General features: G+C 71.2%; 22 protein-coding genes and 1 riboswitch. Of the genes, 10 read left to right on the top strand and 12 right to left on the bottom strand.

Going from position 1 to position 22,914, the window contains the following annotated elements:
• Positions 1–7: 7 nt before the first annotated feature.
• The 4 genes from OG718_RS23155 to OG718_RS23170 form a co-directional block, all read right to left on the bottom strand.
• A complete protein-coding gene (locus tag OG718_RS23155; RefSeq protein WP_143639262.1) occupies positions 8–409 on the bottom strand; it encodes an ATP-binding protein in 402 nt (133 codons plus the stop codon).
• A 96-nt stretch (positions 410–505) separates the two neighbouring features.
• On the bottom strand, positions 506–2,056 hold the full coding sequence (locus OG718_RS23160) for an ABC transporter substrate-binding protein (RefSeq protein WP_328845062.1): 1,551 nt from the start codon (positions 2,054–2,056) through the stop codon (positions 506–508).
• A 204-nt stretch (positions 2,057–2,260) separates the two neighbouring features.
• Positions 2,261–3,571 (bottom strand): metallophosphoesterase, encoded by a 1,311-nt coding sequence (locus OG718_RS23165; RefSeq protein ID WP_328845063.1) that lies wholly within the window; start codon positions 3,569–3,571, stop codon positions 2,261–2,263.
• 14 nt (positions 3,572–3,585) lie between these two features.
• Positions 3,586–3,828, bottom strand: a complete 243-nt coding sequence (locus tag OG718_RS23170; protein ID WP_055615755.1) for an SCO4848 family membrane protein — start codon at positions 3,826–3,828, stop codon at positions 3,586–3,588.
• Positions 3,829–3,964: 136 nt separating this feature from the next.
• Here OG718_RS23170 and OG718_RS23175 point away from each other — a divergent pair, with 136 nt between their 5' ends.
• Entirely contained in the window at positions 3,965–5,293 is a 1,329-nt protein-coding gene (locus tag OG718_RS23175; protein ID WP_260695316.1) for a D-alanyl-D-alanine carboxypeptidase family protein, read from the top strand.
• Here OG718_RS23175 and OG718_RS23180 read toward each other — a convergent pair.
• The 4 genes from OG718_RS23180 to OG718_RS23195 form a co-directional block, all read right to left on the bottom strand.
• Positions 5,247–6,278 (bottom strand): YihY/virulence factor BrkB family protein, encoded by a 1,032-nt coding sequence (locus OG718_RS23180; protein ID WP_328845064.1) that lies wholly within the window; start codon positions 6,276–6,278, stop codon positions 5,247–5,249. The two genes, OG718_RS23175 and OG718_RS23180, sit on opposite strands and share 47 nt — an antisense overlap.
• Entirely contained in the window at positions 6,266–6,670 is a 405-nt protein-coding gene (locus OG718_RS23185) for a GtrA family protein (RefSeq protein WP_143639368.1), read from the bottom strand. The genes OG718_RS23180 and OG718_RS23185 overlap by 13 nt, the downstream gene beginning before the upstream one ends.
• Positions 6,671–6,789: 119 nt before the next feature.
• Complete coding sequence (locus tag OG718_RS23190) at positions 6,790–7,737, bottom strand: decaprenyl-phosphate phosphoribosyltransferase (protein WP_328845065.1); 948 nt, start codon at positions 7,735–7,737, stop codon at positions 6,790–6,792.
• A complete protein-coding gene (locus OG718_RS23195; RefSeq protein ID WP_143639251.1) occupies positions 7,730–8,251 on the bottom strand; it encodes a phosphatase PAP2 family protein in 522 nt (173 codons plus the stop codon). Before OG718_RS23195 ends, OG718_RS23190 begins: the two co-directional genes overlap by 8 nt.
• Before the next feature lie 132 nt (positions 8,252–8,383).
• On the opposite strand from OG718_RS23195, the gene OG718_RS23200 reads away from it, so the two are divergent.
• On the top strand, positions 8,384–9,739 hold the full coding sequence (locus tag OG718_RS23200; protein ID WP_143639249.1) for an FAD-binding oxidoreductase: 1,356 nt from the start codon (positions 8,384–8,386) through the stop codon (positions 9,737–9,739).
• Between the two features lie 56 nt (positions 9,740–9,795).
• Entirely contained in the window at positions 9,796–10,551 is a 756-nt protein-coding gene (locus OG718_RS23205; RefSeq protein ID WP_143639247.1) for a decaprenylphospho-beta-D-erythro-pentofuranosid-2-ulose 2-reductase, read from the top strand.
• 299 nt (positions 10,552–10,850) lie between these two features.
• Here OG718_RS23205 and OG718_RS23210 read toward each other — a convergent pair whose 3' ends face one another.
• Both OG718_RS23210 and trpS read right to left on the bottom strand, forming a co-directional pair.
• Positions 10,851–11,429 (bottom strand): 2'-5' RNA ligase family protein, encoded by a 579-nt coding sequence (locus tag OG718_RS23210; protein WP_328845066.1) that lies wholly within the window; start codon positions 11,427–11,429, stop codon positions 10,851–10,853.
• A gap of 156 nt (positions 11,430–11,585) precedes the next feature.
• Complete coding sequence (gene trpS / locus OG718_RS23215; protein WP_143639243.1) at positions 11,586–12,599, bottom strand: tryptophan--tRNA ligase; 1,014 nt, start codon at positions 12,597–12,599, stop codon at positions 11,586–11,588.
• A 100-nt stretch (positions 12,600–12,699) separates the two neighbouring features.
• Here trpS and OG718_RS23220 point away from each other — a divergent pair, with 100 nt between their 5' ends.
• From OG718_RS23220 to OG718_RS23235, 4 genes are all read left to right on the top strand, one after another.
• Positions 12,700–13,383, top strand: coding sequence for an RNA polymerase sigma factor (locus OG718_RS23220; protein ID WP_143639241.1), 684 nt, complete (start codon positions 12,700–12,702; stop codon positions 13,381–13,383).
• On the top strand, positions 13,376–14,317 hold the full coding sequence (locus tag OG718_RS23225) for a hypothetical protein (protein ID WP_398937930.1): 942 nt from the start codon (positions 13,376–13,378) through the stop codon (positions 14,315–14,317). Before OG718_RS23220 ends, OG718_RS23225 begins: the two co-directional genes overlap by 8 nt.
• A gap of 251 nt (positions 14,318–14,568) precedes the next feature.
• Positions 14,569–15,255, top strand: coding sequence for a hypothetical protein (locus tag OG718_RS23230; protein ID WP_143639239.1), 687 nt, complete (start codon positions 14,569–14,571; stop codon positions 15,253–15,255).
• Between the two features lie 306 nt (positions 15,256–15,561).
• On the top strand, positions 15,562–16,224 hold the full coding sequence (locus OG718_RS23235) for a hypothetical protein (protein ID WP_328845067.1): 663 nt from the start codon (positions 15,562–15,564) through the stop codon (positions 16,222–16,224).
• A gap of 139 nt (positions 16,225–16,363) precedes the next feature.
• Here the strand turns inward: OG718_RS23235 and OG718_RS23240 are convergent, their stop codons facing one another.
• Complete coding sequence (locus OG718_RS23240; protein ID WP_143639237.1) at positions 16,364–17,809, bottom strand: glycine hydroxymethyltransferase; 1,446 nt, start codon at positions 17,807–17,809, stop codon at positions 16,364–16,366.
• 31 nt (positions 17,810–17,840) lie between these two features.
• Positions 17,841–17,927, bottom strand: a riboswitch (ZMP/ZTP riboswitch).
• A gap of 173 nt (positions 17,928–18,100) precedes the next feature.
• On the opposite strand from OG718_RS23240, the gene rocD reads away from it, so the two are divergent.
• Both rocD and OG718_RS23250 read left to right on the top strand, forming a co-directional pair.
• Positions 18,101–19,306 carry an ornithine--oxo-acid transaminase gene (gene rocD / locus OG718_RS23245; protein ID WP_328845068.1) on the top strand — a complete coding sequence of 402 codons (1,206 nt, stop codon included), beginning with the start codon at positions 18,101–18,103 and terminating at the stop codon, positions 19,304–19,306.
• 377 nt (positions 19,307–19,683) lie between these two features.
• A complete protein-coding gene (locus tag OG718_RS23250; protein WP_328845069.1) occupies positions 19,684–20,544 on the top strand; it encodes a hypothetical protein in 861 nt (286 codons plus the stop codon).
• 214 nt (positions 20,545–20,758) lie between these two features.
• Here the strand turns inward: OG718_RS23250 and OG718_RS23255 are convergent, their stop codons facing one another.
• Positions 20,759–22,285, bottom strand: coding sequence for an aminotransferase-like domain-containing protein (locus OG718_RS23255; RefSeq protein WP_328845070.1), 1,527 nt, complete (start codon positions 22,283–22,285; stop codon positions 20,759–20,761).
• Positions 22,286–22,332: 47 nt separating this feature from the next.
• Here OG718_RS23255 and OG718_RS23260 point away from each other — a divergent pair, with 47 nt between their 5' ends.
• Complete coding sequence (locus OG718_RS23260; RefSeq protein WP_328845071.1) at positions 22,333–22,899, top strand: carboxymuconolactone decarboxylase family protein; 567 nt, start codon at positions 22,333–22,335, stop codon at positions 22,897–22,899.
• The last annotated feature ends 15 nt before the right edge of the window (positions 22,900–22,914 follow it).

Genomic DNA, 22,914 nt, shown 5'->3' on the forward strand with positions numbered 1-22,914 from the left:
AGGGGCGCTATGCCGCCGGGACCAGTGCCCAGACCGTCTTGCCGTATCTTCCGCGGCTCCATACTCCCCAGGCAGTCGTGAGGTGTTCCACCAGGGTCAGGCCCCGGCCGGACTCCTCGTCGTACTCTCCGACCACCCGCAGGCGGGGCTGGACGGGGCTCTCGTCGGAGACCTCGATGAGGCAGGAGCCGTCCGCGAGCACGGTGACGGCGACCTCGAACTCCCGCTCCAGCAGCGGTCCGTGGCGCACGGCGTTCGTCGACAGCTCGGACACGAGCAGCACGACGTCCTCGAACGCCTGCTCCCCCGCGCTGTGCCCCCAGTTCGACAGGTGGTCGCGCACCCGGCGCCGGGCGAGCCCGACCGAAGCCGGATGCCGGGGCAGCCGGAAGGAGTTGCGTCTCAACACGTTTGCTCCTCACCCCACGCACACCTTCGTCACAAGATGCTGCGTGGGGTGACCTCATCGCGTCACTCCCGCAATCGTCAACCCCGCGCCAACGCTTCAGATCCGGTCGAGGCTCCACAGCCGGAAGACCCCGGTGCCGTCCGACAGGTACTGTCCGCCGCCCACGGCCTCACTGCTCAGCACGTATTCCTTGCGCTGCCACAGCGGAACGAGCGGAACATCGCGGGCGACGTCGTCCTGGACCACCCGGAAGTCCTCCTCCGTGCGACTGCGGTCCGCGTACTGCCGGCTGTCCTGAATCCGCCGGTCCACGTCCTTGCTGCTGTAGCCGTTCTTCATGCTGCCGCCGGTGCCGACGAGCGGCGCGGTGAAGTTGTCCGGGTCGGGGAAGTCGGCGACCCACCCGACGGCGTAGGCGTCCAGCTCGCCGTCCGCGTACCGCTTCTGGAAGTCGGTCCACTCGTAGCCCTTGAGCGTCACCTGGAACAGTCCGCCCCGCTCCAGCTGCCGCTTGAGTTCGGCGGCTTCCGCCCCGGCCGCGTCCCTGCCCTTCGCGTACCCGTACGTGAAGCGCACGGGCGCCTTCACGCCGGCGGCGGCGAGCAGCGCCTTCGCCCGCGCGGGATCGGGCTTCGGGTAGGCGTCGAAGAAGGAGGCCGTGTGCCCGGTGATGCCCGCGGGGATCAGCGAGTAGAGCGGATCCACCGTCCCCTGGTACGTCGTGGCGGCCAGCTCGTCGCGGTCGACCAGCAGGGCCAGCGCCTGCCGTACCCGGCGGTCGTGGAGCGGTGATCCGGCCCGCACGTCGAGGTACAGATTGCGGGTCTCGGCGCCGGCCGCCTCCGTGACGCGATGACCGGGATCGCTCGGCGACAGCCCGGCGAGCACCTTCGGCGGCAGCGTGCGCGCCACGACGTCGACCTTCTTGGCCTTCCAGGCGGCGTCGAGTTTCCCGGGAGTCGCGTAGTAGCGCACGACGGCGGATTCACCCTTGCTCTGCGCCGCCCCCCGATAGCGGGAGTTCGGCGTCAGAACGGCCCGCTGATCCTTCGTGTACGTCTTCAGTGTGTACGGTCCCGTGCCGTCGACCCCGTTGTCGGTACGCAGCGAGTGCCCGGAGTAGCGGGTGCGGTCGACGATCGAACCGGCGCCGGTGGCGACCTTGAACGGGAACGTGGCGTCCGGCGACGACAGATGGAAGGTGACGGTGAGCCCGCTCGCGTCCACCGAACCCACCGTGTCGAACAACGAGGCGGGTCCCACGGCCGAGTCGATGGACCTGACCCGGTCGAAGGAGAACTTCACGTCCTCGGCGGTCATCCTGTGCCCGCTGGGAAACGTGAGGCCCTCCTTCAGCGTGCACCGGTACGTGGTCAGGCCCGTACCGACGAATCCGCAGCTCCTGGCGGCGTCGGGCACGGGGTCCGCGCCGCCCGGCTCGAAGGTGAGCAGCGACTGGAAGACGTTGCTGAACAGGTCCCAGGACCCTGCGTCGTAGGCCCCCGCCGGATCGAGGGCCGTCACCGCGTCCGTCGTACCGACGGTGATGGCCCCGCCGCCACCCGTCGGCAGCAGTTGCCAGCCGCCCACACCCACGGCGACCAGCACCAGAACCACCGCAAGAATCCGTATGCGAACCGATCGCATCGGCGCCCCTCCTGGAGCCACGGTCCCGTGGCTCAATCCCGCCACTCCCCCAGTGGCTCCTCAAGCCACTCCCTGGTGGCGCGAGGCACTCAACCACAGGGGTTTCGGGCGGGGGAAGGCTTATGGGGAGTGTTGGGAGAAAGCTGACCAAGCGATGGTTTCCGGCCGCTTTCACAGCCCGCTCCCAGGCGTGACGTGTGCGCCTCAGGCCTGCCTGGAAGCCAGCTCCACGACCGTGATGTCGGACGGCGCGCCCACCCGCGTGGGCGGTCCCCAGGCGCCGGCGCCCCGCGACACGTACAACTGCGTGTCCCCGTACCGCTCCAGGCCGGCGAGGGTCGGGTTGGCCTGATCCGCGATGAGGTTGCCGGGCCACAACTGGCCGCCGTGCGTGTGCCCCGAGAGCTGAAGATCCACGCCATGGTCCACGGCATCATGGATCTGCACCGGCTGGTGTGCCAGCAACACACACGCCCGCGACCGGTCCCGGTCCCCGAGCGCCTTGACGAAGTCGGGCCCCTGTCCCTCGTCCTCACCGGACACGTCGTTGACACCGGCGAGATCGAAATCGGCCAGCTCCGTACGGGCGTTCTCCAGCGGCCGCAGCCCCAACCCCCGTACGTGCGCGACCCACTCGTCGGCACCGGAGAAGTACTCGTGATTGCCCGTGACGAAAAACGAACCGTGCCGGGCCTTCAACTGGGCGAGGGGCGCCGCCGCGGGCCCGAGATCCTTCACGCTGCCGTCGACGAGGTCCCCGACGACCGCGATGAGGTCGGGCTGCGTCGAGTTGATCGTGTCGACCACCTTCTGCGCGAACCCGCGCCCCAGTACGGGGCCGAGGTGCACATCGCTGACGACGGCGATCCGGTACCCGTGGGCCGACCTGGGGAGTTTCGCGAGGGGCACGGTCACCCGCTTCACCTTGGGCCCGCGCAGGACGCCGTACGTCCCGTATCCGACGGTCCCCACGGCCGCGGCGGCAGCCGCACCGCCCACCACACGCGAGACGAAGAGGCGCCGCGAGGGCCCGGTGACCGCGGGCTCCGGCTTCTCGGCGGGCCCGGTCTGGGCCTCACCGGCACCGGCATCGGCATCGGAGGAGGTCTCGGGCTCCGAGGAGGGCTCGGCTTCCAGGTCGGGCACTCGCGCGCGTACGGGTGCGTCCTCGCGTACACCCACCGTCTCCACCGCGGGCGTCGAACGCCGCTCCAGCACCCGCCGGAGCAACGGCCGCACGACCTCCCCCACCAGCAACGCCAGCAGGAGATAGAGCGAGAACGCCATCCACAGGAACCCGGGCCAGGCCAGCACCTGCTGCAGCCAGAACGGCGCCCCGGCCCGCTCGGAGGCGATCGCCGCGAACATCAGGAACGGCCCGCCGACGACCAAGGCCGTACCCACCCGGCGGGCCACTCCCGGCCGCGCCGTGGTGTCACGCACCATCCGGCGCCACACATACCAGTGCAGACCGCCGAACACGGCCAGGACCAGGACCAGGAACACGATGATCACGCGGAGACTCCCCGTTATGACGTGTGACGCAAGGCTCGAACACCGCGCAACCCGATGCCCCCGACGACCGTCCCCAAGACAAAGGAGACAACGGCGAGCGTCAGGTGCACCCAGAAGTACCCGGTCGGATCGCCCGCGTCGTCGAACGCGAGCCCACTCCCGTCCTTCCACAGGTTCTTGACGAAAGTGATCCAGATGACCCAGCTCCACACTCCGAAGGCGAGCAGGAACCAGGAGACGGGACGGCTGAGCTTCATGGGTTCAGTATCGCCGCCGTCGAACGGCACCGGCGTCCGGGGTGGGAAGGACCACAGCGGGAACGACCTCAACGGTACGCGCCACGGTGGGGAGGACCGCGCGACTTCCCGCCCGGCGCCATGTACGTTCTCGACCGTGCCCGCCATGAAAAAGACCGCCAAGTCGTCCTTGCTGGTCACCTCCGCCACCCTGTTGTCGTTCTCGCTCGCGCTCACCGCGACCGCCACCGCACCGGCCCTCGCGGACGACAAACCCTCCTCGACTCCGTCGACGTCGACCTCGCCGTCGGGCAAGGCGTCGACCAGCCCGTCGGCCACGCCCCCGGCGAACATGTCGACCGTGGGCGGCGCCCAGCTCGGCCGGTCCGGCACCCAGGCGAATCTCGGCGCCGGCGCCCCGGTCCTCCCGAAGGACCTGAGCGCCCGTTCCTGGATCGTCGCGGACGCCGAGTCGGGCGATGTCCTCGCCTCGCACAACGCGCACTGGCGGCTGCCGCCGGCGAGCACGCTGAAGATGCTGTTCGCGGACACCCTGCTGCCGAAGTTCCCGAAGACGGAGAAGCACAAGGTCGTGCCGTCCGACCTGGCGGGCATCGGCTCGGGCTCCAGCATGGTGGGCATAAAGGAGGACGAGACGTACACGGTCCACGATCTGTGGCTCGGCGTCTTCCTTCGCTCCGGCAACGACGCGGTCCACGTCCTGTCCGCGATGAACAAGGGCGTCGACCAGACCGTCAAGGACATGAACGCGCACGCGGAGGAACTCCAGGCCCTCGACACGACCGTGGTCAGCCCGGACGGGTACGACGAGAAGGGGCAGGTGTCGTCGGCGTACGACCTGACCCTGTTCGCCCGCTCCGGCCTGCAGAAGAAGGACTTCAGGGAGTACTGCTCGACGGTCCGCGCGAAGTTCCCCGGCGAGACCAAGAAGAACAAGAAGGGCAAGACGACCCGCGGGACCTTCGAGATCCAGAACACCAACCGGCTGCTCACCGGTGACTACGGACTCGACGCCTACAAGGGCATCGCAGGTGTGAAGAACGGCAACACCACGAATGCGGGCTCGACCTTCACGGGTGTCGCCGAGCGCGACGGCAAGGTGCTGCTCGTCACGGTCATGAACCCCGAGAAGGAGGAGCACGACCAGGTCTACAAGGAGACCGCGAAGCTCCTCGACTGGGGCTTCCAGGCGTCCGGCAAGGTCGACCCGGTGGGCGAACTGGTGCCGCCGAAGAGCGCGGACACGGACGCGCAGCCGGGCGCGAACGCCTCCGGCGAGGCGGGCGGTTCGGGCGACGGCGAGGCCTCCTCGAAGCCCGTCGCGGCCTCGGCGGAGACGGAGGGTTCGAGTGGCGTCGGCATCGCGCTGGCGATCACCGGCGGCGTCCTCGTGCTCCTCGCGGCCGGTGTCTTCGTGATCAACCGCCGCTGGCCGCTGCCCGACCTGATGCGCCGCCGCCGCTGACACCGTCGGACCTGCCGATGCCGGCGGATTTACCGGAGCCGGCGACCGTGCCGGACCCCGTGGGCCCGCCGGATCCGGCCGGTCCGCCTTCCACGGTGGACTCGTCGGGCTCGGCCGACTCTTCGGACCCGGCCGGTTCCTCGTGCTGCGTCGCCGTCCAGGCGGCGCAGTACAACAGCAGCTTCGAGGTGAAGTTGATCCACAGGAGCAGTGCGATGGGCACCCCGAACGCCCCGTACATGCTCTTCGACGCGACGCCCTGCATATAGCCGCTGAGCAGCAGTTTCAGCAGCTCGAACCCGGCTGCGCCGATGAGCGCGGCGACCACGAGGCGGCGCCGCGCGGGCTGGACTCCGGGCAGCAGCGTCAGGACGTACAGAAGCAGCAGGAAGTCGGCGAGGACGGCCACGGCGAACGCGGCGGTCTGCAGCAGCACCCCGCCCCAGCCGTCCTCGTCGATGCCGAACTGCCGGGCCGTCCAGCCCACCGCGCTCGACGCGACGGTGGAGGCGGCGAGCGTGACGAGCACGGCGCCGCCGAGGCCGACGAGTACGCCGCCGTCCTTGAGCTTGCTCAGGAAGGGGTTCTCCTCCTCGTCCGGCAGCTCCCAGACCGCGCGCAGGCACTCGCGCATCGAACCGACCCAGCCGATGCCGGTGAACAGCAGCAGCGCGCCCGCGATGAGTCCGACCGTGCCGGCGTTGTCGACGAGACCGCCGATGTCGAGCTGGTCGGAGATGCCCGGCACCTGCTCGGCGATCTTCTCCTGCAGCTTCTCCTGCCCCTCCTTGTCGAGCGTCGCGGCGGCGATCGCGGCGGCGACGGTGATGAGCGGGAACAGCGCGACGAAGCTGATGAAGGTCATCGCGGCGGCGAGCCGCGTCCACTTCACCCGGTCCAGCCGTTCGTACGAGCGCCACGCGTGCGTGGCCATCAGACGTGTGACCAACGGGCCCACGCCGGGGAGCTTTTTCAGCCAGTCCATGATCCGACTCTGCCCTCGCCTCGGAAAACCAATGTCCGGGTACCCCAAAACCGCAGGACAGTGGCGAGCGCCATGCCGATTCCTGAACCCGACACCGTGTCCGCGCGCGGGGAGGTGTAGCCGAGGCCGTAGTGGCTGATGAGGATGCACATCAGCTGGACGAGGGCGCCGGCGATGTTCACCGCGAAGAAGACCGCGTACCGGCGCAGGCCCCCGGTCGCCGTGTGGCGGTAGGTGCCGAGCGCGTTGCCCGCGTACGCGACCGAGCAGCCCGCCACGAACGACAGGGCCTTGGCGGTGAGCGGGTCCATGCCGACGGGGCCGCGCAGCCAGACGAAGAGGGCGAGATCGGCGGCGTACGCGAGGAGCCCGGCGGCGGCGAAGCCGAGCAGCTCCTGGGCTCCGGGGCGCCGGGTCCGCGGCCTCGGGCGCGGCTCGGGGCGGGCCTGGGACGGGGCCGGCGACGGGGGCTGGGGCTGGGGCCCGGGGGCCTTCAACTGCTGTGCGTGGCTCACCAGTTGGCCACCGCCAGGCCGTACATCGCGAGCCACACCACGCCGATGAGGGCGAGCGCGCGGTCGCGCAGGACGACGTCCTCGGGTTCGCCGGCCGTGCCGCGGTCGGCGAACACCGCGTATCTCAGGACCGCGAGGATGAAGGCGACCATCGACAGCTGCCGCCAGGGCAGGACGCTGGTGTGGGGTACGCCGCCCTCCTCCAGGGCCCACAGGCAGTAACCGAGGACGGCGACCGAGGCGGCGAGCTGCCAGACGAACCGCAGGTAGCCGGTGGTGTATTCGGTGAGCAACGCGCGCGTGGCGCCCGCTTTCCCGGCCATCTGCACGGCTTCGGAGTAGCGCTTCGCGGAGACCATGAACAGCGCGCCGAAGCCGGTCGTGATCAGGAACCAGCGCGACAGCGGGATCCCGAGCGCGAGTCCCCCGATCATGGCCCGCATCAGGAATCCGGTGGTGACCACGACGAGGTCGATCACGAGGACGTGCTTGAGACTGACGCAGTACGCGAACTGCATGCCCAGGTAGGCGGTCAGCAGGGCCGAGGTGAGCGGGGAGCACAGGAACGCGGCCACCGTCGGGGCGACGACGGCGAGCGCGATCCCTACGGAGTAGGCGACGGGTACGGGCACCTGTCCGGCGGCGACCGGACGGTGGCGCTTGACCGGGTGGGCGCGGTCGGCGTCGGCGTCCCGCGCGTCGTTGACCAGGTAGACGCCTGCGGCGCAGGCCGTGAACAGCACGAAGACGAGCGCGATCTGGGTGAGCGCGTGGCGTGAGAAGAGCTCGCCGGCCGCGGCCGGGGCGGCGACCACGAGGACGTTTTTGACCCACTGTTTCGGACGGGCGGTCCTGATCAGCCCTCTTAGGAGGCCGCTTTTCTCCCGGGCGGGCTGTTTCTCGTGCTTCTTGTGCGTGCTCTCCAGAAGGGTCGTGTCAGCCATGGTCCCGACCTCCGGTCATCCAACGGGCCCCGAGGCGGGCCGTCATCGCGCCGAGCGCCGCGCCCGCGGCCACGTCGGAGGGGTAGTGGACGCCGACGACCAGCCGCGAGAGGCACATCGCGGCGGCCAGCGGGGGCACCACGTGGGCGCCGAGCGCTCCGAAGGCCACTGCGGCGGCCGCCGCCGAGGTGGCGTGCGAGCTGGGGAAGGAGTGCCGGCCCGCGGTGCGGACCAGGGGTTCGACGTGTCCTGGGCGTGGGCGGCGTACGAGCCGTTTCACGCCCATGCTGGCCAGGTGCGCGCCCGCGGTCAGTGCCGTGCCGCGCAGCCAGGCGCCGCGCCGCTCCCGGTCGACGGCCGCTCCGGCGAGGCCCGCCGCGAGCCACAGCGCACCGTGCTCGCCTGCCAGGGACAGGGCCCGCGCGGCGGCGGCGACGCGGGGGGCGGCACCGCGGGCGTGGAAGGCCGTAAGGATCCGGTGGTCCAGATCGGGGCGGTCGTCGTGGTGGTCCATGTGGACTCACTGTTCACGTCAACACCGCTGGAACTCCGGCAATATTGAGCGACATCCCATTAATCACCCATTTCGGGGAGAGCAAGGATGTTAAGGAACTAACGGTCACTTTCGGGCGATACGGTCGCATGCATGCCTGCCGACACGGTTTCCGTCACGGGGTGGGGCCGCACCGCCCCCACCACCGCCCGTCTGACCCGCCCTCGTTCGTACGAGGAGGCCGCGGCGGCCGTCCGGGAGTGCGGAGCCCGCGGGGGCATCCCACGGGGCCTGGGACGGGCGTACGGGGACGCGGCGCAGAACGCGGGCGGGGCCGTGTTCGACATGACGGGCCTGGACCGCGTCCACGCGATCGACGCCGACGGAGGGACCGTGCTGTGCGACGCGGGCGTCTCGTTGCACCGCCTCATGGAAGTCCTGCTGCCACTGGGCTGGTTCGTGCCGGTGACGCCCGGGACCCGCTACGTGACGGTCGGCGGGGCGATCGGCGCGGACATCCACGGCAAGAACCACCATGTGTCCGGCTCGTTCGCCCGCCATGTCCTCTCCTTCGAACTGCTGACCGCTGACGGCGAGATCCGTACGGTGAGCCACGGCACGCCCCTCTTCGACGCGACGGCGGGCGGTATGGGCCTGACCGGTGTCATCCTCACGGCCACCGTCCGGCTGCAGCCCGTGGCGACCTCGTTGATGTCGGTCGACACGGAACGCGCCACGGACCTGGACGACTTGATGGCCCGCCTCACGGCGACCGACCACCGCTACCGCTACTCGGTCGCCTGGATCGATCTGCTGGCCCGCGGCGCGTCGATGGGGCGCTCGGTGCTCACCCGGGGCGATCACGCTCCCCTGGAGGCGCTGTCGGACCGCACGCGCGCGCGTAGGGCCCCGTTGGAGTTCCGTCCCGGCCGCCTTCCAGCCGCACCCGCCTGGATGCCCGAGGGGCTGCTGGGCCGGACGACGGTCGGTCTCTTCAACGAGCTCTGGTACCGGAAGGCGCCCCGCGCGCGCAGCGGCGAACTGCAGCGGATCTCCACCTTCTTCCACCCGCTCGACGGCGTGCCGCACTGGAACCGCGTCTACGGGCGCGGCGGCTTCGTGCAGTACCAGTTCGTCGTCGGATACGGCCAGGAGGACGCCCTGCGCCGGATCGTGCACCGCATCTCGCAGCGCCGCTGTCCCTCGTTCCTCGCCGTCCTGAAGCGGTTCGGGGAGGGCGACCCCGGCTGGCTGTCCTTCCCGATGCCCGGCTGGACCCTCGCGCTGGACATCCCCGCGAACCTGCCGGGGCTCGACGGCTTCCTGGACGAGCTGGACGAGGAGGTCACCGCCGCCGCCGGGCGTGTCTATCTCGCCAAGGACTCCCGGCTGCGGCCCGAGCTGCTCTCGGCGATGTATCCGCGGCTGGGCGATTTCCGGGCGCTGCGCGAGGAGTTGGACCCGCGTTCCGTCTTCACCTCGGACCTGTCCCGCCGCCTGGGCCTCTGATGGTGAGCCGCTAGGTGAGTTCGGTTTTCCCACTCTCTCTATAGGAGTTCGGTTTCATGAAGGACGCCTTCGGTGCCCCCCAGTCCATGCTCGTTCTCGGCGGCACGTCCGAGATCGCGCTGGCCACCGCGCGGCGGCTGATCGCCCGCCGTACCCGCACGGTCTGGCTCGCCGGCCGCCCCTCGCCCGCCCTGGAGACGGCCGCCGCCGACCTGCGCGTCCTCGGCGCGGACGTCCGTACGGTCGCCTTCGACGCGCTCGATCCCGACGCCCACGAGACCGCCCTCGGCAAGGTCTTCACCGAAGGCGACATCGACCTCGTTCTGCTCGCGTTCGGCGTCCTCGGCGACCAGTCGCGCGACGAGAACGAGCCCGGCTCCGCGGTCCGTGTCGCGCAGACCAACTACACGGGCGCGGTGTCGTCGGGGCTGGTGTGCGCGCGGGCGCTCCAGACCCAGGGGCACGGCTCCCTGGTCGTGCTCTCCTCGGTGGCCGGCGAGCGCGCGCGCCGCGCCAACTTCATCTACGGCTCCAGCAAGGCGGGCCTCGACGCCTTCGCCCAGGGCCTGGGCGACGCCCTGCACGGCACGGGCGTCCACGTGATGGTCGTACGCCCCGGCTTCGTCCGCACCAGGATGACGACGGGCCTGCCGGAGGCCCCGCTCGCGACGACCCCCGAGGCGGTCGCCACGGCCATCGAGACAGGCCTGCGCCGACGCTCCGAGACCGTGTGGGTACCGGGGGCACTGCGGGTGGTCATGTCGGCACTGAGGCACGTACCGCGGGCGGTGTTCCGCCGCCTGCCGATCTAGGGGACGACGTTCAGGGGCGCCCCGTGAGGGGCGCGGGGCTGTGACACTGTGCGGCTCCGCCGCGTGGGCGCGACAAGCCCCCACCGCGCCGCACTCTGATGTACTGCCCCGCGCGAAGCGCTACCGCTCGAGCGACACGATCACGGACCTGCTCATCGGATCACCACTCTGGTTGACCTGGACGTGCCCCACCCCCGGAACCCATGGTCGATCGAGGCGCCGGGCTCGGGCGGCACCGGATCGGGGCACCCGGTCCGTGGGCCGCACTCGGCGGACCGGCCGGTCCGCGGGTCGTCCGCTCAGCGGGCCGGGAGCGGGCCCCGCTCCGCGCGGGCGGCCTGCGGGGGAACGACCGCACCGCCGAAGACGTAGTCACGCAGCCTGCGCCACACGCCGTCGGCCCCCTGCTCGTAGAGCGCGAAGCCGGTGCACGGCCACTCGGCCGCGTACTCCGCGAGTTCCTCGAAGGCCCGGTCCATCGCCTCGTCGTCGATGCCGTGCGCCACCGTCACATGCGGGTGGTACGGGAACTGCAGCTCGCGCGCCACGGGCCCGGACGCGTCCCTGACCTGCTTCTGCAGCCAGGCGCAGGCTTCGGCCCCCTCGACGACCTGTACGAACACGACGGGCGACAGCGGACGGAAGGTGCCCGTGCCCGACAGCCGCATCCGGAAGGGCCGGCCGGCGGCCGCGACCTCGACGAGATGCGCCTCGATCGCGGGCAGCGCCGAGTCGTCGACCTCGGTCGGCGGCAGCAGTGTGACGTGCGTGGGGATGCCGGAAGCCGCGGGGTCGCCGAAGCCCGCGCGCCGCTCTTGGAGCAGGCTGCCGTGTGGCTCCGGGACCGCGATCGACACACCGATCGTTACGGTCCCCACGTCGTCTCCTGTCGTTGTGTTGATGTTCGGTCGTGTTGGTGTACTTCTCGGGCAGGGGTTGCTGCCGGTTCGGCTATCGACTGTACGGCCGAAGGGCCCCGTACCGGTTGTCGTACCGGTGTTGTCCTGGTCTCGTACTGGCTGTCGTCCCGGCAGTCAGTGCTTCGCCGGCAGGAAACCCACTCTGTCGTACGTCTGGGAGAGGGTCTCCGCGGCGACGGCGCGGGCCTTCTCGGCCCCCTTGGCCAGGATCGAGTCGAGCGTCTCCGGGTCGTCCAGATACTGCTGGGTACGCTCCCGGAACGGCGTCACGAAGTCGACCATGGCCTCGGCGAGGTCGGTCTTCAGCGCACCGTAGCCCTTGCCGACGTACTTCTGCTCCAGTTCCGCGATACCGGTTCCAGTGAGGGTGGAGTAGATGGTCAGCAGGTTGCTGACGCCGGGCTTGTTCTCGACGTCGTACCTGATCACCGTGTCCGTGTCGGTGACCGCGCTCTTGACCTTCTTGGCGGTGACCTTCGGCTCGTCGAGGAGGTTGATGAGGCCCTTCGGGGTCGACGCCGACTTGCTCATCTTGATCGCCGGGTCCTGGAGATCGAAGATCTTCGCCGTCTCCTTGAGGATGTACGGCTTCGGAACGGTGAACGTCTGCCCGAACCGGCCGTTGAAGCGCTCGGCGAGGTCGCGCGTCAGCTCGATGTGCTGGCGCTGGTCCTCACCCACCGGGACCTCGTTGGCCTGGTACAGCAGGATGTCCGCGACCTGCAGGATCGGGTACGTGAAGAGGCCGACCGAGGCGCGCTCGGCACCCTGCTTGGCGGACTTGTCCTTGAACTGGGTCATGCGGGACGCCTCGCCGAAGCCGGTGAGACAGTTCATGATCCAGGCGAGCTGTGCGTGCTCGGGGACATGGCTCTGGACGAAGAGCGTGCAGCGCTCCGGGTCGAGCCCCGCGGCCAGCAGCTGGGCGGTGGCCAGCCGGGTGTTGGCACGGAGGTCCGCGGGGTCCTGCGGAATGGTGATCGCGTGCAGGTCGACGACCATGTAGAACGCGTCGTGGGACTCCTGCAGGGCCACCCACTGACGGACGGCGCCGAGGTAATTGCCGAGGTGGAACGAGCCTGCGGTGGGCTGGATTCCAGAAAGCACACGGGGACGATCAGAGGCCATGCTCACCATTCTCTCAGGTGTCAGGGGCCGTTCCGGAACTGGTCGGAAACAGATGTGACACGGGTGGGAACCGATCTGCCTCCGGCGGTGTAACAAGAGCGTGAGGACGCGGGAGGGGGGCCGCATCGTCGATGAGGCCGCGGTGATCGCACGCGTGCGCGCCGGAGAGCCGGAGGCGTATGCGGAGCTGGTGCGTGCCCATACGGGCCTCGCGCTCCGGGCGGCCGCGGCACTGGGGGCGGGTGCGGACGCGGAGGACGTGGTGCAGCAGGCCTTCTTCAAGGCCTACTGCTCCTTGGGGCGCTTTCGGGACGGCGCGGCATTCAAGCCATGGCTGCTCTCGATCGTCGCCAATGAGACGAGGAACACAGTGCGGACGGCGGTGCGCCAGCGGACGCTGGCCGGCCGTGAGGCCGCCCTCGTCGAGGCCGAGCCGCTGATACCGGAATCGGCGGATCCGGCAGCCGCGGCCCTGGAGGGCGAGCGCCGGACGGCCCTGCTGACCGCCCTGGAAGGACTGGGCGAGGACCACCGCCTGGTCGTCACCTACCGCTATCTGCTGGAGATGGACGAGTCGGAGACCGCCCAGGCCCTGGGCTGGCCGCGGGGGACGGTGAAATCCCGGCTCAACCGCGCCCTGCGGAAGCTCGGCAGACTGCTGCCGGACTTCGAGCCGCGGGAGGGTTCGGGGGATTCGGAGGATGCGGCGGACGGCACGGATGCGGCGGGCCTGGACGGCCTGAGAGGTCAGAGGACGCGGGGAGGAGGTGATGAGCATGGGTGACTCTCACGAGTCGTACGAGGCGGGGGGCACGGGGTCCTCCGGTGACCGGGGCCGCGGTGAGGGCCAGTATTGGGGCGGCGACGGGCGTGGGCATGGGCCGGGCCAGGGGCAGGGCGATGGGCGCGGGCAGGGTGTCTCCCGGTTGCCCGAGGAGCTGCGGGCGCTCGGGCGGTCGCTGGACCGGCCCGGGGCGGCGGGCGGTGAGTCGATGGTCGAGCGGGTGCTGGAGCAGATACTCGCCGAGCACGTGCCGGTCCCCGTGGCCGAGCCACCGGGCCCCGCGGAGCGTCTGAGGGCGGTGCGCCGCTGGGCCCGGGCGCGTCGGCGCGCGCTGACCGCGGGGCTGTGCGGTCTGCTGACGGTCCTCGTGCTCACGCCTCCGGTGCGCGCCGCGGTCGTCGACTGGTTCGACTTCGGCGGGGTTGAGGTGCGGTACGACCCGTCGGCGACGCCTTCGCCGGGGGCCGAGGTGCCCGGCTGCGGCGGCCCGTCGCTCACCCTCGCCGAGGCCGAGCGGCGGGCGGGTTTCGCGCCCCTCGCGCCCCCTGCCCTGGGGACCCCGGAGGCGGTGACGGTGACCCGCGAGCCGAAGGGACGGTTCCTGATCACCCTGTGCTGGCGAGAGCAGGGGCGCACGGTCCGGCTGGACGAGTATCCGGCGATGCTGAGTCCCGGCTTCACCAAGTTCGTGCGCGAGCAGCCGGAGTATGTGCCGCTGGGCGAGGACGCGGACTTCGTCGAGCGCACGGCGCTGTGGTTTCCCGAACCGCATCTCCTGCGCCTCTGGCTGATGGACGGGGACGGTGAGTTCACCCGCTCCAAGCGGACCGCGGGACCCACGCTGCTGTGGACGCACGGGGGCGACATGACGCTCCGGCTGGAGGGTGTGGCGTCGAGGGCGCGGGCGGTGGAGATCGCGAAGTCGCTGGACTAGCGAGCCTGTTGGCCGGGCGGGGCGATGCGGGACGGGCCGGGCCAATGCGGGGCGGAGCAGGCCGGGGCGGTTCAGGTTTCTCGAAATTCTGGTCGGTGTCGAGTGGGAACCCCGGCGGGTCGAGCGGTGTACCAGAAGTGACACACGGGTGCGGGCGGACCGCACCGGGACCGATTGGGGGTGTCGGGATGCGCAAGGTTCGTGCACGAGTGACGGGGAGTCGGGGTTGGGCGGTGCTCTCGGGATGGGCGATGGCGCTCGGCCTCGTGGTGCTGAGCGCGCCCACCGCGGCGGCCGGCGGTCCGACGAGCGTGCTGGTGGTCTCGCCGGAGAGCGGACAGAGCGCGGCGCTCTACAACTCGAAGGCGGAGTACGGGGAGTTGCAGCGCCTCCTCGGAGCGCCGGACAGGGGCACCCGCGACGAGCCGCCCGGGCTGGGCGTGGGCAGCGGTCGGCAGATCAACGTCACCTGGATGATCCATGACGTCTCGCCCTGGCGGGTCGACCGCGTCTATCCGGAGACACCGCGCACCAAGGACGTCTGGATACACACGGCGGCCAACGTTCCGGAGTCCACGAACGGCTACTGGCACAGGGCCGCGCAACCGGCCGCGGTGCGCGCGCTGTTGAAGAAGCTCGGCGTGCTGGGCGAATCGTCCGGCGAGGCCGCCGGGGCGATCTATCCGGCGCCCTGGGAGACGGCGGAGGATGCCGCCACCGCGCCCGAGTCCGAGCCCACGAAGCAGTCCGGCACGGCTACGGCCGCCGTGGCGGCGGGCGACGACACCGACTGGTGGTGGGCGATACCTGGGCTGGTTACCGGGGCTGTGCTGGCCCTGGGGCTGCGGCCGTTCGTCGGACGGTTGCCGGGAGTGCGGCAGTTGAGCCGTCGGCGGGTTCGGGAGGCGGGTCCTCGGCAGGAGCTGAGGGATGTCTAGGGATGTCTGAGGGGGAGCAGCAGTGAGGCAGGGCTCATGAAGGTGGGGGTCGGACGCGTGGGGGGGGTCTTCGGCGTGCCGTACCGAAGAGCGAGGACGGCCTGTGGCACGTGGTTCCGCGGCGCGCAGATCTGGGGCACGGGGACCCGCGGCATACGGACCCGGGGCACGCGTACCCGGGGCATACGGACCCAAGGCACGCTTACCCGAAGCAGGGGTGTGGCCCGTCGCCTTCGGGGTGGGCGGGCAGGTGCGGGTCCGGGCGGGCGGCTCGGCGGCGGGGTGTCTGCCGGAGTCGTGTGCGTCATGGCCGCGCTTGTCATCGTGGCTCTCGCCGGGCTCGGGGCGCCAAGGGCTCACGCGGCTGTGGCGTCCGCGGCCTCGGCTCCGGACCCCGACGTTCCGAACCTGGCGGTGGTCATGGCGGGTGAGGGCAACGGGCGGACGACGAGCGTGCGTTCCGGGGATCCGTACTTCGCGCGGCTCTGGCGGCTGTTGGGGCCCTCGGCCGCGGATACGGAGAAGGTCCCGCAGGACTGGCTGGAGGGCCGCTTCCCTGCCGTGCGGGCCACCGTGATCTGGGGGACGACCGGCGTGGGCGGCTGGCCCGATACGGACAGTGCGCCCGGGGGCGACATCTATATGGGGCGCCAGGACCAGGTGTTCCTCGCGGACGACGGCACGCCCTGGATACGGAGCGACCCGGCGGTCGACGTGAACGACGACGACATCCGCTGGCATCGGGCACCACGGTCGGTCTACGACGAGTTGGAGGGGAAGGAGCTGTTCGGCCCGGGATCCGTGACGGGCGGTGCGGCCGATCCCGCAGGCGGCCCGGGGTGGGCGACAGCCGGACTCGCGGCGGGCCTGGCCCTCGGCTCCGGCGGCACCCTGCTGATACGCCGCGCGGCGGCCGGGCGTGAGCCGGGGCCGCCGCGGGAGTCACGACAGGAGTTGATCGACTTGTGAGTCGGCTTGTGAGGCGCCTTGTGGGCCGGCCTACGAAGCCGCTGGTTCGGCTCGCGGAGCGGCTCCGGCCGAGACCGGGTGTCGGTTCTCGGTCTCGGCACCCGCTCCCTCCGCCTCGCCCGCGACCGTGCCCGCGGTCTCAGCCGAGGTCGATCTCCGGGTAGAGCGGGAAGCCGGCCAGGAGGTCGGTCGCCCGGTGGGAGATCTCGTCGGCGATCTTCGGGTCCAGGACGTGCTGGGCCTTGGAAGGGGCGCCCTTGGCGGTGGTGCCGGGCTCCGTGGTGGCGAGGACGCGGTCGATGAGACCGGCGATCTCGTCCATCTCGGTGGCGCCGAGGCCACGGGTGGTCAGCGCCGGGGTGCCGATGCGGATGCCGGAGGTGTACCAGGCGCCGTTGGGGTCGGCGGGGATGGCGTTGCGGTTGGTGACGATGCCCGAGTCGAGCAGGGCGGTCTCGGCCTGGCGGCCGGTGAGGCCGTAGGAGGAGGCGACGTCGATGAGGTTGAGGTGGTTGTCGGTGCCGCCGGTGACCAGCGTGGCGCCGCGTCGCATCAGGCCCTCGGCGAGGGCACGGGCGTTGTCGACGACGGCCTGGGCGTAGTCGCGGAACTCGGGACGGCGGGCCTCGGCGAGCGCGACCGCCTTGGCGGCCATGACGTGCGGGAGGGGGCCGCCGAGGACCATCGGGCAGCCGCGGTCGACCTGGTCGGCGAGGGAGGAGTCGCACAGGACCATGCCGCCGCGCGGGCCGCGCAGCGACTTGTGGGTGGTCGTGGTGACGATCTGGGCGTGCGGAACCGGGTCGAAGTCACCGGTGAGGACCTTGCCGGCGACGAGACCGGCGAAGTGCGCCATGTCGACCATGAGCGTGGCGCCGACCTCGTCGGCGATCTCCCGCATGATCCGGAAGTTCACGAGACGGGGGTAGGCGGAGTAGCCGGCGACGATGATCAGGGGCTTGAACTCACGGGCGGAGGTGCGCAGGGCCTCGTAGTCGATGAGGCCGGTGGCGGGGTCGGTGCCGTAGGAGCGCTGGTCGAACATCTTGCCTGAGATGTTCGGGCGGAAGCCGTGGGTGAGGTGGCCGCCGGCGTCCAGGGACATGCCGAGCATGCGCTGGTTGCCGAAGGCCTGGCGCAGTTCGGCCCAGTCGGCGTCGGAGAGGTCGTTGACGTTGCGGACGCCGGCCTTCTGGAGGGCCGGGGCCTCGACGCGGGCGGCGAGGACGGCCCAGAAGGCGACGAGGTTGGCGTCGATGCCGGAGTGCGGCTGGGCGTAGGCGTGCTCCGCGCCGAAGAGTTCGCGGGCGTGCTCGGCGGCGAGGGCCTCGACGGTGTCCACGTTGCGGCAGCCGGCGTAGAAGCGGCGGCCGACGGTGCCTTCGGCGTACTTGTCGCTGAACCAGTTGCCCATCGCCAGCAGGGTGGCCGGGGAGGCGTAGTTCTCGGAGGCGATCAGCTTGAGCATCTCGCGCTGGTCGGCGACTTCCTGTCCGATGGCGTCGGCGACGCGGGGCTCGACGGCGCGGATCACTTCGAGGGCGCTGCGGAAGGCGGTGGATTCGTTGGAGAGGGGCTCTGACATGACGGCCTCCGGACGTGGCGTTCGGCGTTCACGGTTCGGCCCAGGCGCACGGCACACAGTTCTTGGGCCGCTCCCCGATGGTCGGTCCCATCCCAGCGCGCCAGTCACGGCCCGTGGATCAGCGTACCGGGCGCGCCGGACCGTCGGGGTCCGCCGTCCACCATGCGAGCGACGATAGGAAAGGGGCCACATGCAGTCGGACGGCCGGAAGGGAGCCGGGCCGGAGCTCGGGAACAGCAGCGGGAAAAGAAGCAGGTCACGAGCCCTTGTGCGGCCGGAAACGGAGACCCCGTGAGCACTACCGAAGAACTGATCGCCTCGGCCGAAGCCCACAGCGCGCCCACCTACCACCCGCTTCCGGTCGTCGTGGCGACGGCGGACGGGGCCTGGATGACGGACGTCGAGGGGCGCCGTTATCTGGATCTGCTGGCCGGGTATTCGGCGCTGAATTTCGGTCACGGCAACAGGCGGCTGATCGAGGCGGCGAAGGCGCAGTTGGAGCGGGTGACGTTGACGTCGCGGGCGTTCCACCACGACCGGTTCGCCGAGTTCTGCACGCGGCTGGCCGAGTTGTGCGGCATGGAGATGGTGCTGCCGATGAACACGGGCGCGGAGGCTGTCGAGTCGGCCGTGAAGACCGCCCGAAAGTGGGGGTACCGGGTCAAGGGCGTGCCCGACGGGATGGCGAAGGTCGTCGTGGCGGGCAACAACTTCCACGGGCGTACGACGACGATCATCAGCTTCTCCACGGATTCCGAGGCCCGGGCGGACTTCGGTCCGTACACGCCGGGCTTCGAGATCGTGCCGTACGGGGATCTGACGGCGATGCGCGCGGCGGTCACGGAGAACACGGTGGCCGTGCTGCTGGAGCCCATTCAGGGCGAGGCGGGGGTGCTGGTGCCGCCGGCCGGTTATCTCGCGGGCGTACGGGAGCTGACGCGTGAGCGGAACGTGCTGTTCGTGGCGGACGAGATCCAGTCGGGCCTCGGGCGGACGGGACGGACCTTCGCGTGTGAGCACGAGGGGGTCGTGCCGGACATGTACGTGCTGGGCAAGGCGCTCGGGGGCGGGGTCGTGCCGGTGTCGGCGGTGGTGTCGTCGAGCGAGGTGCTCGGGGTGTTCCGGCCGGGTGAGCACGGGTCGACGTTCGGCGGGAATCCGCTGGCCTGTGCGGTGGCGCTGGAGGTGATCGCGATGCTGCGGTCGGGCGAGTACCAGCGGCGGGCCACCGAGCTGGGCGAGCATCTGCACCGGGAGCTGGGGCAGTTGGCCGGTTCGGGCCGGATCACTCGGGTGCGGGGTCGCGGACTCTGGGCGGGGATCGACATCGACCCGGTGTACGGCACGGGCCGGGAGATCTCCGAGAAGCTGATGGACCGGGGTGTGCTGGTCAAGGACACCCATGGGTCCACGATCCGGATCGCGCCGCCGCTGGTGATCAGTAAGGAGGACCTGGACTGGGGGCTCGCGCAACTGCGGGGCGTACTGGGTGTGTGACCGGCCTCGCACCTCGCCGGACCGGGGGCGCCCAGCCCGGTGCCGTGGGTGGAGCCCGGCTTGTCGGTTCTTGTCGGCGACGATCTTGTAGCCGTCGTACTCGTAGCTGTCGCGGTCCACGCAGCGGCGGTCGGGGTCGGAACCGCACGAGGTGAGGGCCGCGGCGAGGATGCCCACTCCGCCGAGGACGACCGTGCTCGAACGCAGTTTTCTGCGCTGGTCCGCCATGTTCTCTCCTCCGTCGGGCCCGTCCGGCGGGCTCGTCCAGGGCCGGGTTCGCTCGTCCGGCCCCGGACAGGGCAAAGATCAGGTGAGCGGGTTGTACAAACGGCTCTCCCGAACTCTCCCTCCCCTAGAGTCGCTTTGTGCTCTTTGGAATGGTGTGTGCCCTTGGCGCGGCGTTGTGCTTCGGGACGGCGACGGTGTTGCAGGCGATTGCCGCGCGGGCGGCCGCACCGGCGGCGGACGACTCCGGCTCGTCCGGTGTGGACGCCGCCTTGCTGCTGCGGGCCCTGCGCGAGTGGCGGTACATCGCCGGGCTCGCGCTCGACGGGGTCGGGTTCGTCCTGCAGATCGCGGCCCTGCGGTCGCTCCCGATCTACACGGTGGGGGCGGCGCTCGCCGCGAGCCTCGCGGTGACGGCGGTGGTCGCGGCATGGCTGCTCCATGTGCGGCTGAGCGGGCTCGAATGGGGCGCGGTCGGGGTGGTGTGCGCGGGGCTCGCGATGCTCGGGCTCGCGTCCGGGGAGGAGGGGGATCAGGCCGGGTCGACCGCGCTCAAGTACGCGATGCTCGGCACGGCCGTGGTCGTGCTGCTCCTCGGCGCGCTGGCCGGACGGCTGCCCGATCGGGGGCGGGCGCTCGCGCTCGGACTGGGTGCCGGGTTCGGGTTCGGGGTGGTCGAGGTGTCGGTGCGGCTCATCGACGGCCTCACTCCCTCGGCGCTCTTCACCAACCCGGCGACGTACGCCCTGCTGCTGGGCGGAGGCGCGGCGTTCCTGCTTCTCACGTCGGCGCTCCAGAGGGGCTCGGTCACTACGGCCACCGCGGGGCTGGTCATCGGCGAGACCATCGGGCCCGCGGTGGTGGGTGTGGTGTGGCTGGGCGACAGTACGCGGGAGGGACTGGCCTGGCTGGCCGTCCTCGGTTTCGCCGTGGCGGTGGCCGGGGCGCTGGCGCTCGCCCGCTTCGGGGAGGCGCCGGTGGAGGTGGACGAGTCGGAGTCGGTTGCGCCGTAGGGCTCCGCGGGTGGGGCGGGGCGCGGCGGGTGACGGGCGTAGCGGGTGACGGGCGCGGCGGGTGACGGGCGCGGCGGAGGCCGGTTCGCGCCCCACGACTGCCGAGCCGCCCGGCCATTCCCAGGCACCCCAGCCACACGCCGGCCACAGACCCCGGCCCCGGCCCCCCAGCCCGCCAGCCCTCAGCCCTCAGCCCGCCGGCCGGCCGGCCAAGCTAAGGCAGCGCCCTGACCAGTGCCTCCAGTGCTCCTGGCCATCCGCTGTCCGTAGGGGTCCCGTACCCCACGACCAGCGCGTCCAGGGGTGGGGCCGTGGCGGACGGGTGGCGGTAGCGGGTCAGGCCGTGGACCGCCAGGCCCTGCCAGACCGCCGAGCGGACGACCGACTGCTCGGTGCCGGGCGGGAGTTGGAGTACCGCATGGAAGCCGGCCGCGATGCCGGTGGCCGTCACCGACGGGGCGTGGGCGGCCAGGGCCGAGACGAGGTGGTCACGGCGACGGCGGTAACGGAGGCGGGAGGCGCGCACATGGCGGTCGTACGCGCCCGACGTGATGAACTCCGCCAGGGTCAGCTGGTCCAGGACGCCGCACGACCAGTCCGCGCCGCCCTTCGCCGCCGTGACCTCGGGCGCCAGGTCCGGCGGCAGGACCAGCCAGCCGAGTCGCAGGCCGGGGGCCAGGGACTTGCTGGCGGTGCCGAAATACACCACGTGGTCCGGGTCGAGGCCCTGGAGCGCGCCCACGGGCTGCCGGTCGTAACGGAACTCCCCGTCGTAGTCGTCCTCCAGGATCAGCCCGCCCGTCCGCCGCGCCCAGTCGACGACGGCGGCACGGCGGTCGGGATGCAGGGGCACGCCCATGGGGAACTGGTGGGCGGGAGTCAGCAGCACCGCCCCCACACCACCGGACCCACCCTTGCGCCCGCTCCCGCCCCGGCTCCCCGTCCCGCCGCCGCTCCCCTTGCCGCTCCCGGTCCCGCTCCGGCTCCCGCGCCCGCCCCCACTTCCGTCCCCGCTCCCGCCAAGACCTCCCCCGGTCAACTCCTCCGTGCGCGTGCCCAGTTCGTCGAACGGCAGGGTCACCGACCGCAGTCCGGCCCGCTCCACCAGATTCCAGTGCACGTCGAGCCCGTACGACTCCATCGCCAGTGCCCCCGCGCCCCGCTGTCGCAGCACCGCGCCGAGCAGCATCAGGCCGTGCGCGAACCCGGAGCAGATGAGGATGCGCTCGGGGTCGGCGCGTACACCGCGGGCCCGGGCGAGGTAGCCCGCGAGCGCGGTGCGCAGTTCGACGCGGCCGCGCGGGTCCCCGTATCCGAGAGCGTCGTACGGGGCCGCGGCGAGGGCTCGGCGCGACGCCTTGAGCCACTCGGCACGCGGGAAGGAGGCGAGGTCGGGGGTGCCGGGGACGAGGTCGTACGCCGGGCCGCCGGGCGTACGCGGCCGGGGCTGGGCGGAGGCCGGTGCCACCACCGCCCGCTCGGCAACCCGGGTGCCGGAGCCCTGGCGGGCGGTGAGCCAGCCCTCGGCCACGAGGTCGGCGTACGCGTCGGCGACGGTGTTGCGCGCGATGCCCAGATCGGCCGCGAGGGAGCGCGACGACGGCAGCCGGGTCCCGGGTGCGAGCCGTCCGCCGCGCACCGCGGCCCGCAGCGCGTCCGTCAGGCCTCTGCGCAGGCCGGAGCCGGTGCGCGTCACGTCGAGATGCAGATCCACTCCGAAAGTGGCCCAGGATTTCACCATGGAAATGGACCATACTCCTGGGCTAATCCGGACGTAGGCTCATGATCATGACGACGAACACCACCGCCACCGGCACCGCGGCCAAGACCGCCACCGACACCACGACAGACACCGCCGCCGACATCCCGCAGGGCACCCCGCTCGCCCGCGAGCACGCCCCCCGACTCCAGTGGACCGAGTTCGCCCCCGAGGTCTACAAGGCCATGGTCAGGCTGGACGCGGCCGCCCGGAAGGGCGTCGACCCGGTCTTGCTGGAGCTGGTGAAGATCCGCGCGTCGCAGCTCAACCACTGCGCGTTCTGCCTCGACATGCACACGAAGGACGCGTTCGCGGCGGGCGAGAGCGTCGAGCGGATCGTCCAGCTCAGCGCGTGGGAGGAGTCACGGCACTTCTACACGGAGAAGGAGCTCGCGGCGCTCGCGCTCACCGAGGCCGTGACGGTCCTGACGGACGGCTTCGTGCCGGACGAGGTGTACGAGGCCGCCGCCCGCCACTTCGACGAGGCCGAGCTGACCCAGCTGATCGCCGCCATCACGGTGATCAACGCCTGGAACCGCTTCGGCGTGACCTGCCGTCTGGTGGCAGGCCACTACACGGCCGGGCAGTACAAGTAGCCGTCACCAGTAGCC

The organism is Streptomyces sp. NBC_00258 (assembly GCF_036182465.1).
In the GTDB taxonomy this organism is placed as follows: Bacteria; Actinomycetota; Actinomycetes; order Streptomycetales; family Streptomycetaceae; genus Streptomyces.

Bases quoted from the DNA above. Each gene is read 5' to 3' on its own strand.
- OG718_RS23160 (WP_328845062.1), bottom strand. From the start codon at position 2,056: ATGCGATCGGTTCGCATACGGATTCTTGCGGTGGTTCTGGTGCTGGTC.
- OG718_RS23170 (WP_055615755.1), bottom strand. From the start codon at position 3,828: ATGAAGCTCAGCCGTCCCGTCTCCTGGTTCCTGCTCGCCTTCGGAGTG.
- OG718_RS23180 (WP_328845064.1), bottom strand. From the start codon at position 6,278: ATGGACTGGCTGAAAAAGCTCCCCGGCGTGGGCCCGTTGGTCACACGT.
- OG718_RS23190 (WP_328845065.1), bottom strand. From the start codon at position 7,737: ATGGCTGACACGACCCTTCTGGAGAGCACGCACAAGAAGCACGAGAAA.
- OG718_RS23195 (WP_143639251.1), bottom strand. From the start codon at position 8,251: ATGGACCACCACGACGACCGCCCCGATCTGGACCACCGGATCCTTACG.
- OG718_RS23200 (WP_143639249.1), top strand. From the start codon at position 8,384: ATGCCTGCCGACACGGTTTCCGTCACGGGGTGGGGCCGCACCGCCCCC.
- OG718_RS23205 (WP_143639247.1), top strand. From the start codon at position 9,796: ATGAAGGACGCCTTCGGTGCCCCCCAGTCCATGCTCGTTCTCGGCGGC.
- trpS (WP_143639243.1), bottom strand. From the start codon at position 12,599: ATGGCCTCTGATCGTCCCCGTGTGCTTTCTGGAATCCAGCCCACCGCA.
- OG718_RS23225 (WP_398937930.1), top strand. From the start codon at position 13,376: ATGGGTGACTCTCACGAGTCGTACGAGGCGGGGGGCACGGGGTCCTCC.
- OG718_RS23230 (WP_143639239.1), top strand. From the start codon at position 14,569: ATGGCGCTCGGCCTCGTGGTGCTGAGCGCGCCCACCGCGGCGGCCGGC.
- OG718_RS23235 (WP_328845067.1), top strand. From the start codon at position 15,562: ATGGCCGCGCTTGTCATCGTGGCTCTCGCCGGGCTCGGGGCGCCAAGG.
- OG718_RS23240 (WP_143639237.1), bottom strand. From the start codon at position 17,809: ATGTCAGAGCCCCTCTCCAACGAATCCACCGCCTTCCGCAGCGCCCTC.
- OG718_RS23250 (WP_328845069.1), top strand. From the start codon at position 19,684: ATGGTGTGTGCCCTTGGCGCGGCGTTGTGCTTCGGGACGGCGACGGTG.
- OG718_RS23255 (WP_328845070.1), bottom strand. From the start codon at position 22,285: ATGGTGAAATCCTGGGCCACTTTCGGAGTGGATCTGCATCTCGACGTG.
- OG718_RS23260 (WP_328845071.1), top strand. From the start codon at position 22,333: ATGACGACGAACACCACCGCCACCGGCACCGCGGCCAAGACCGCCACC.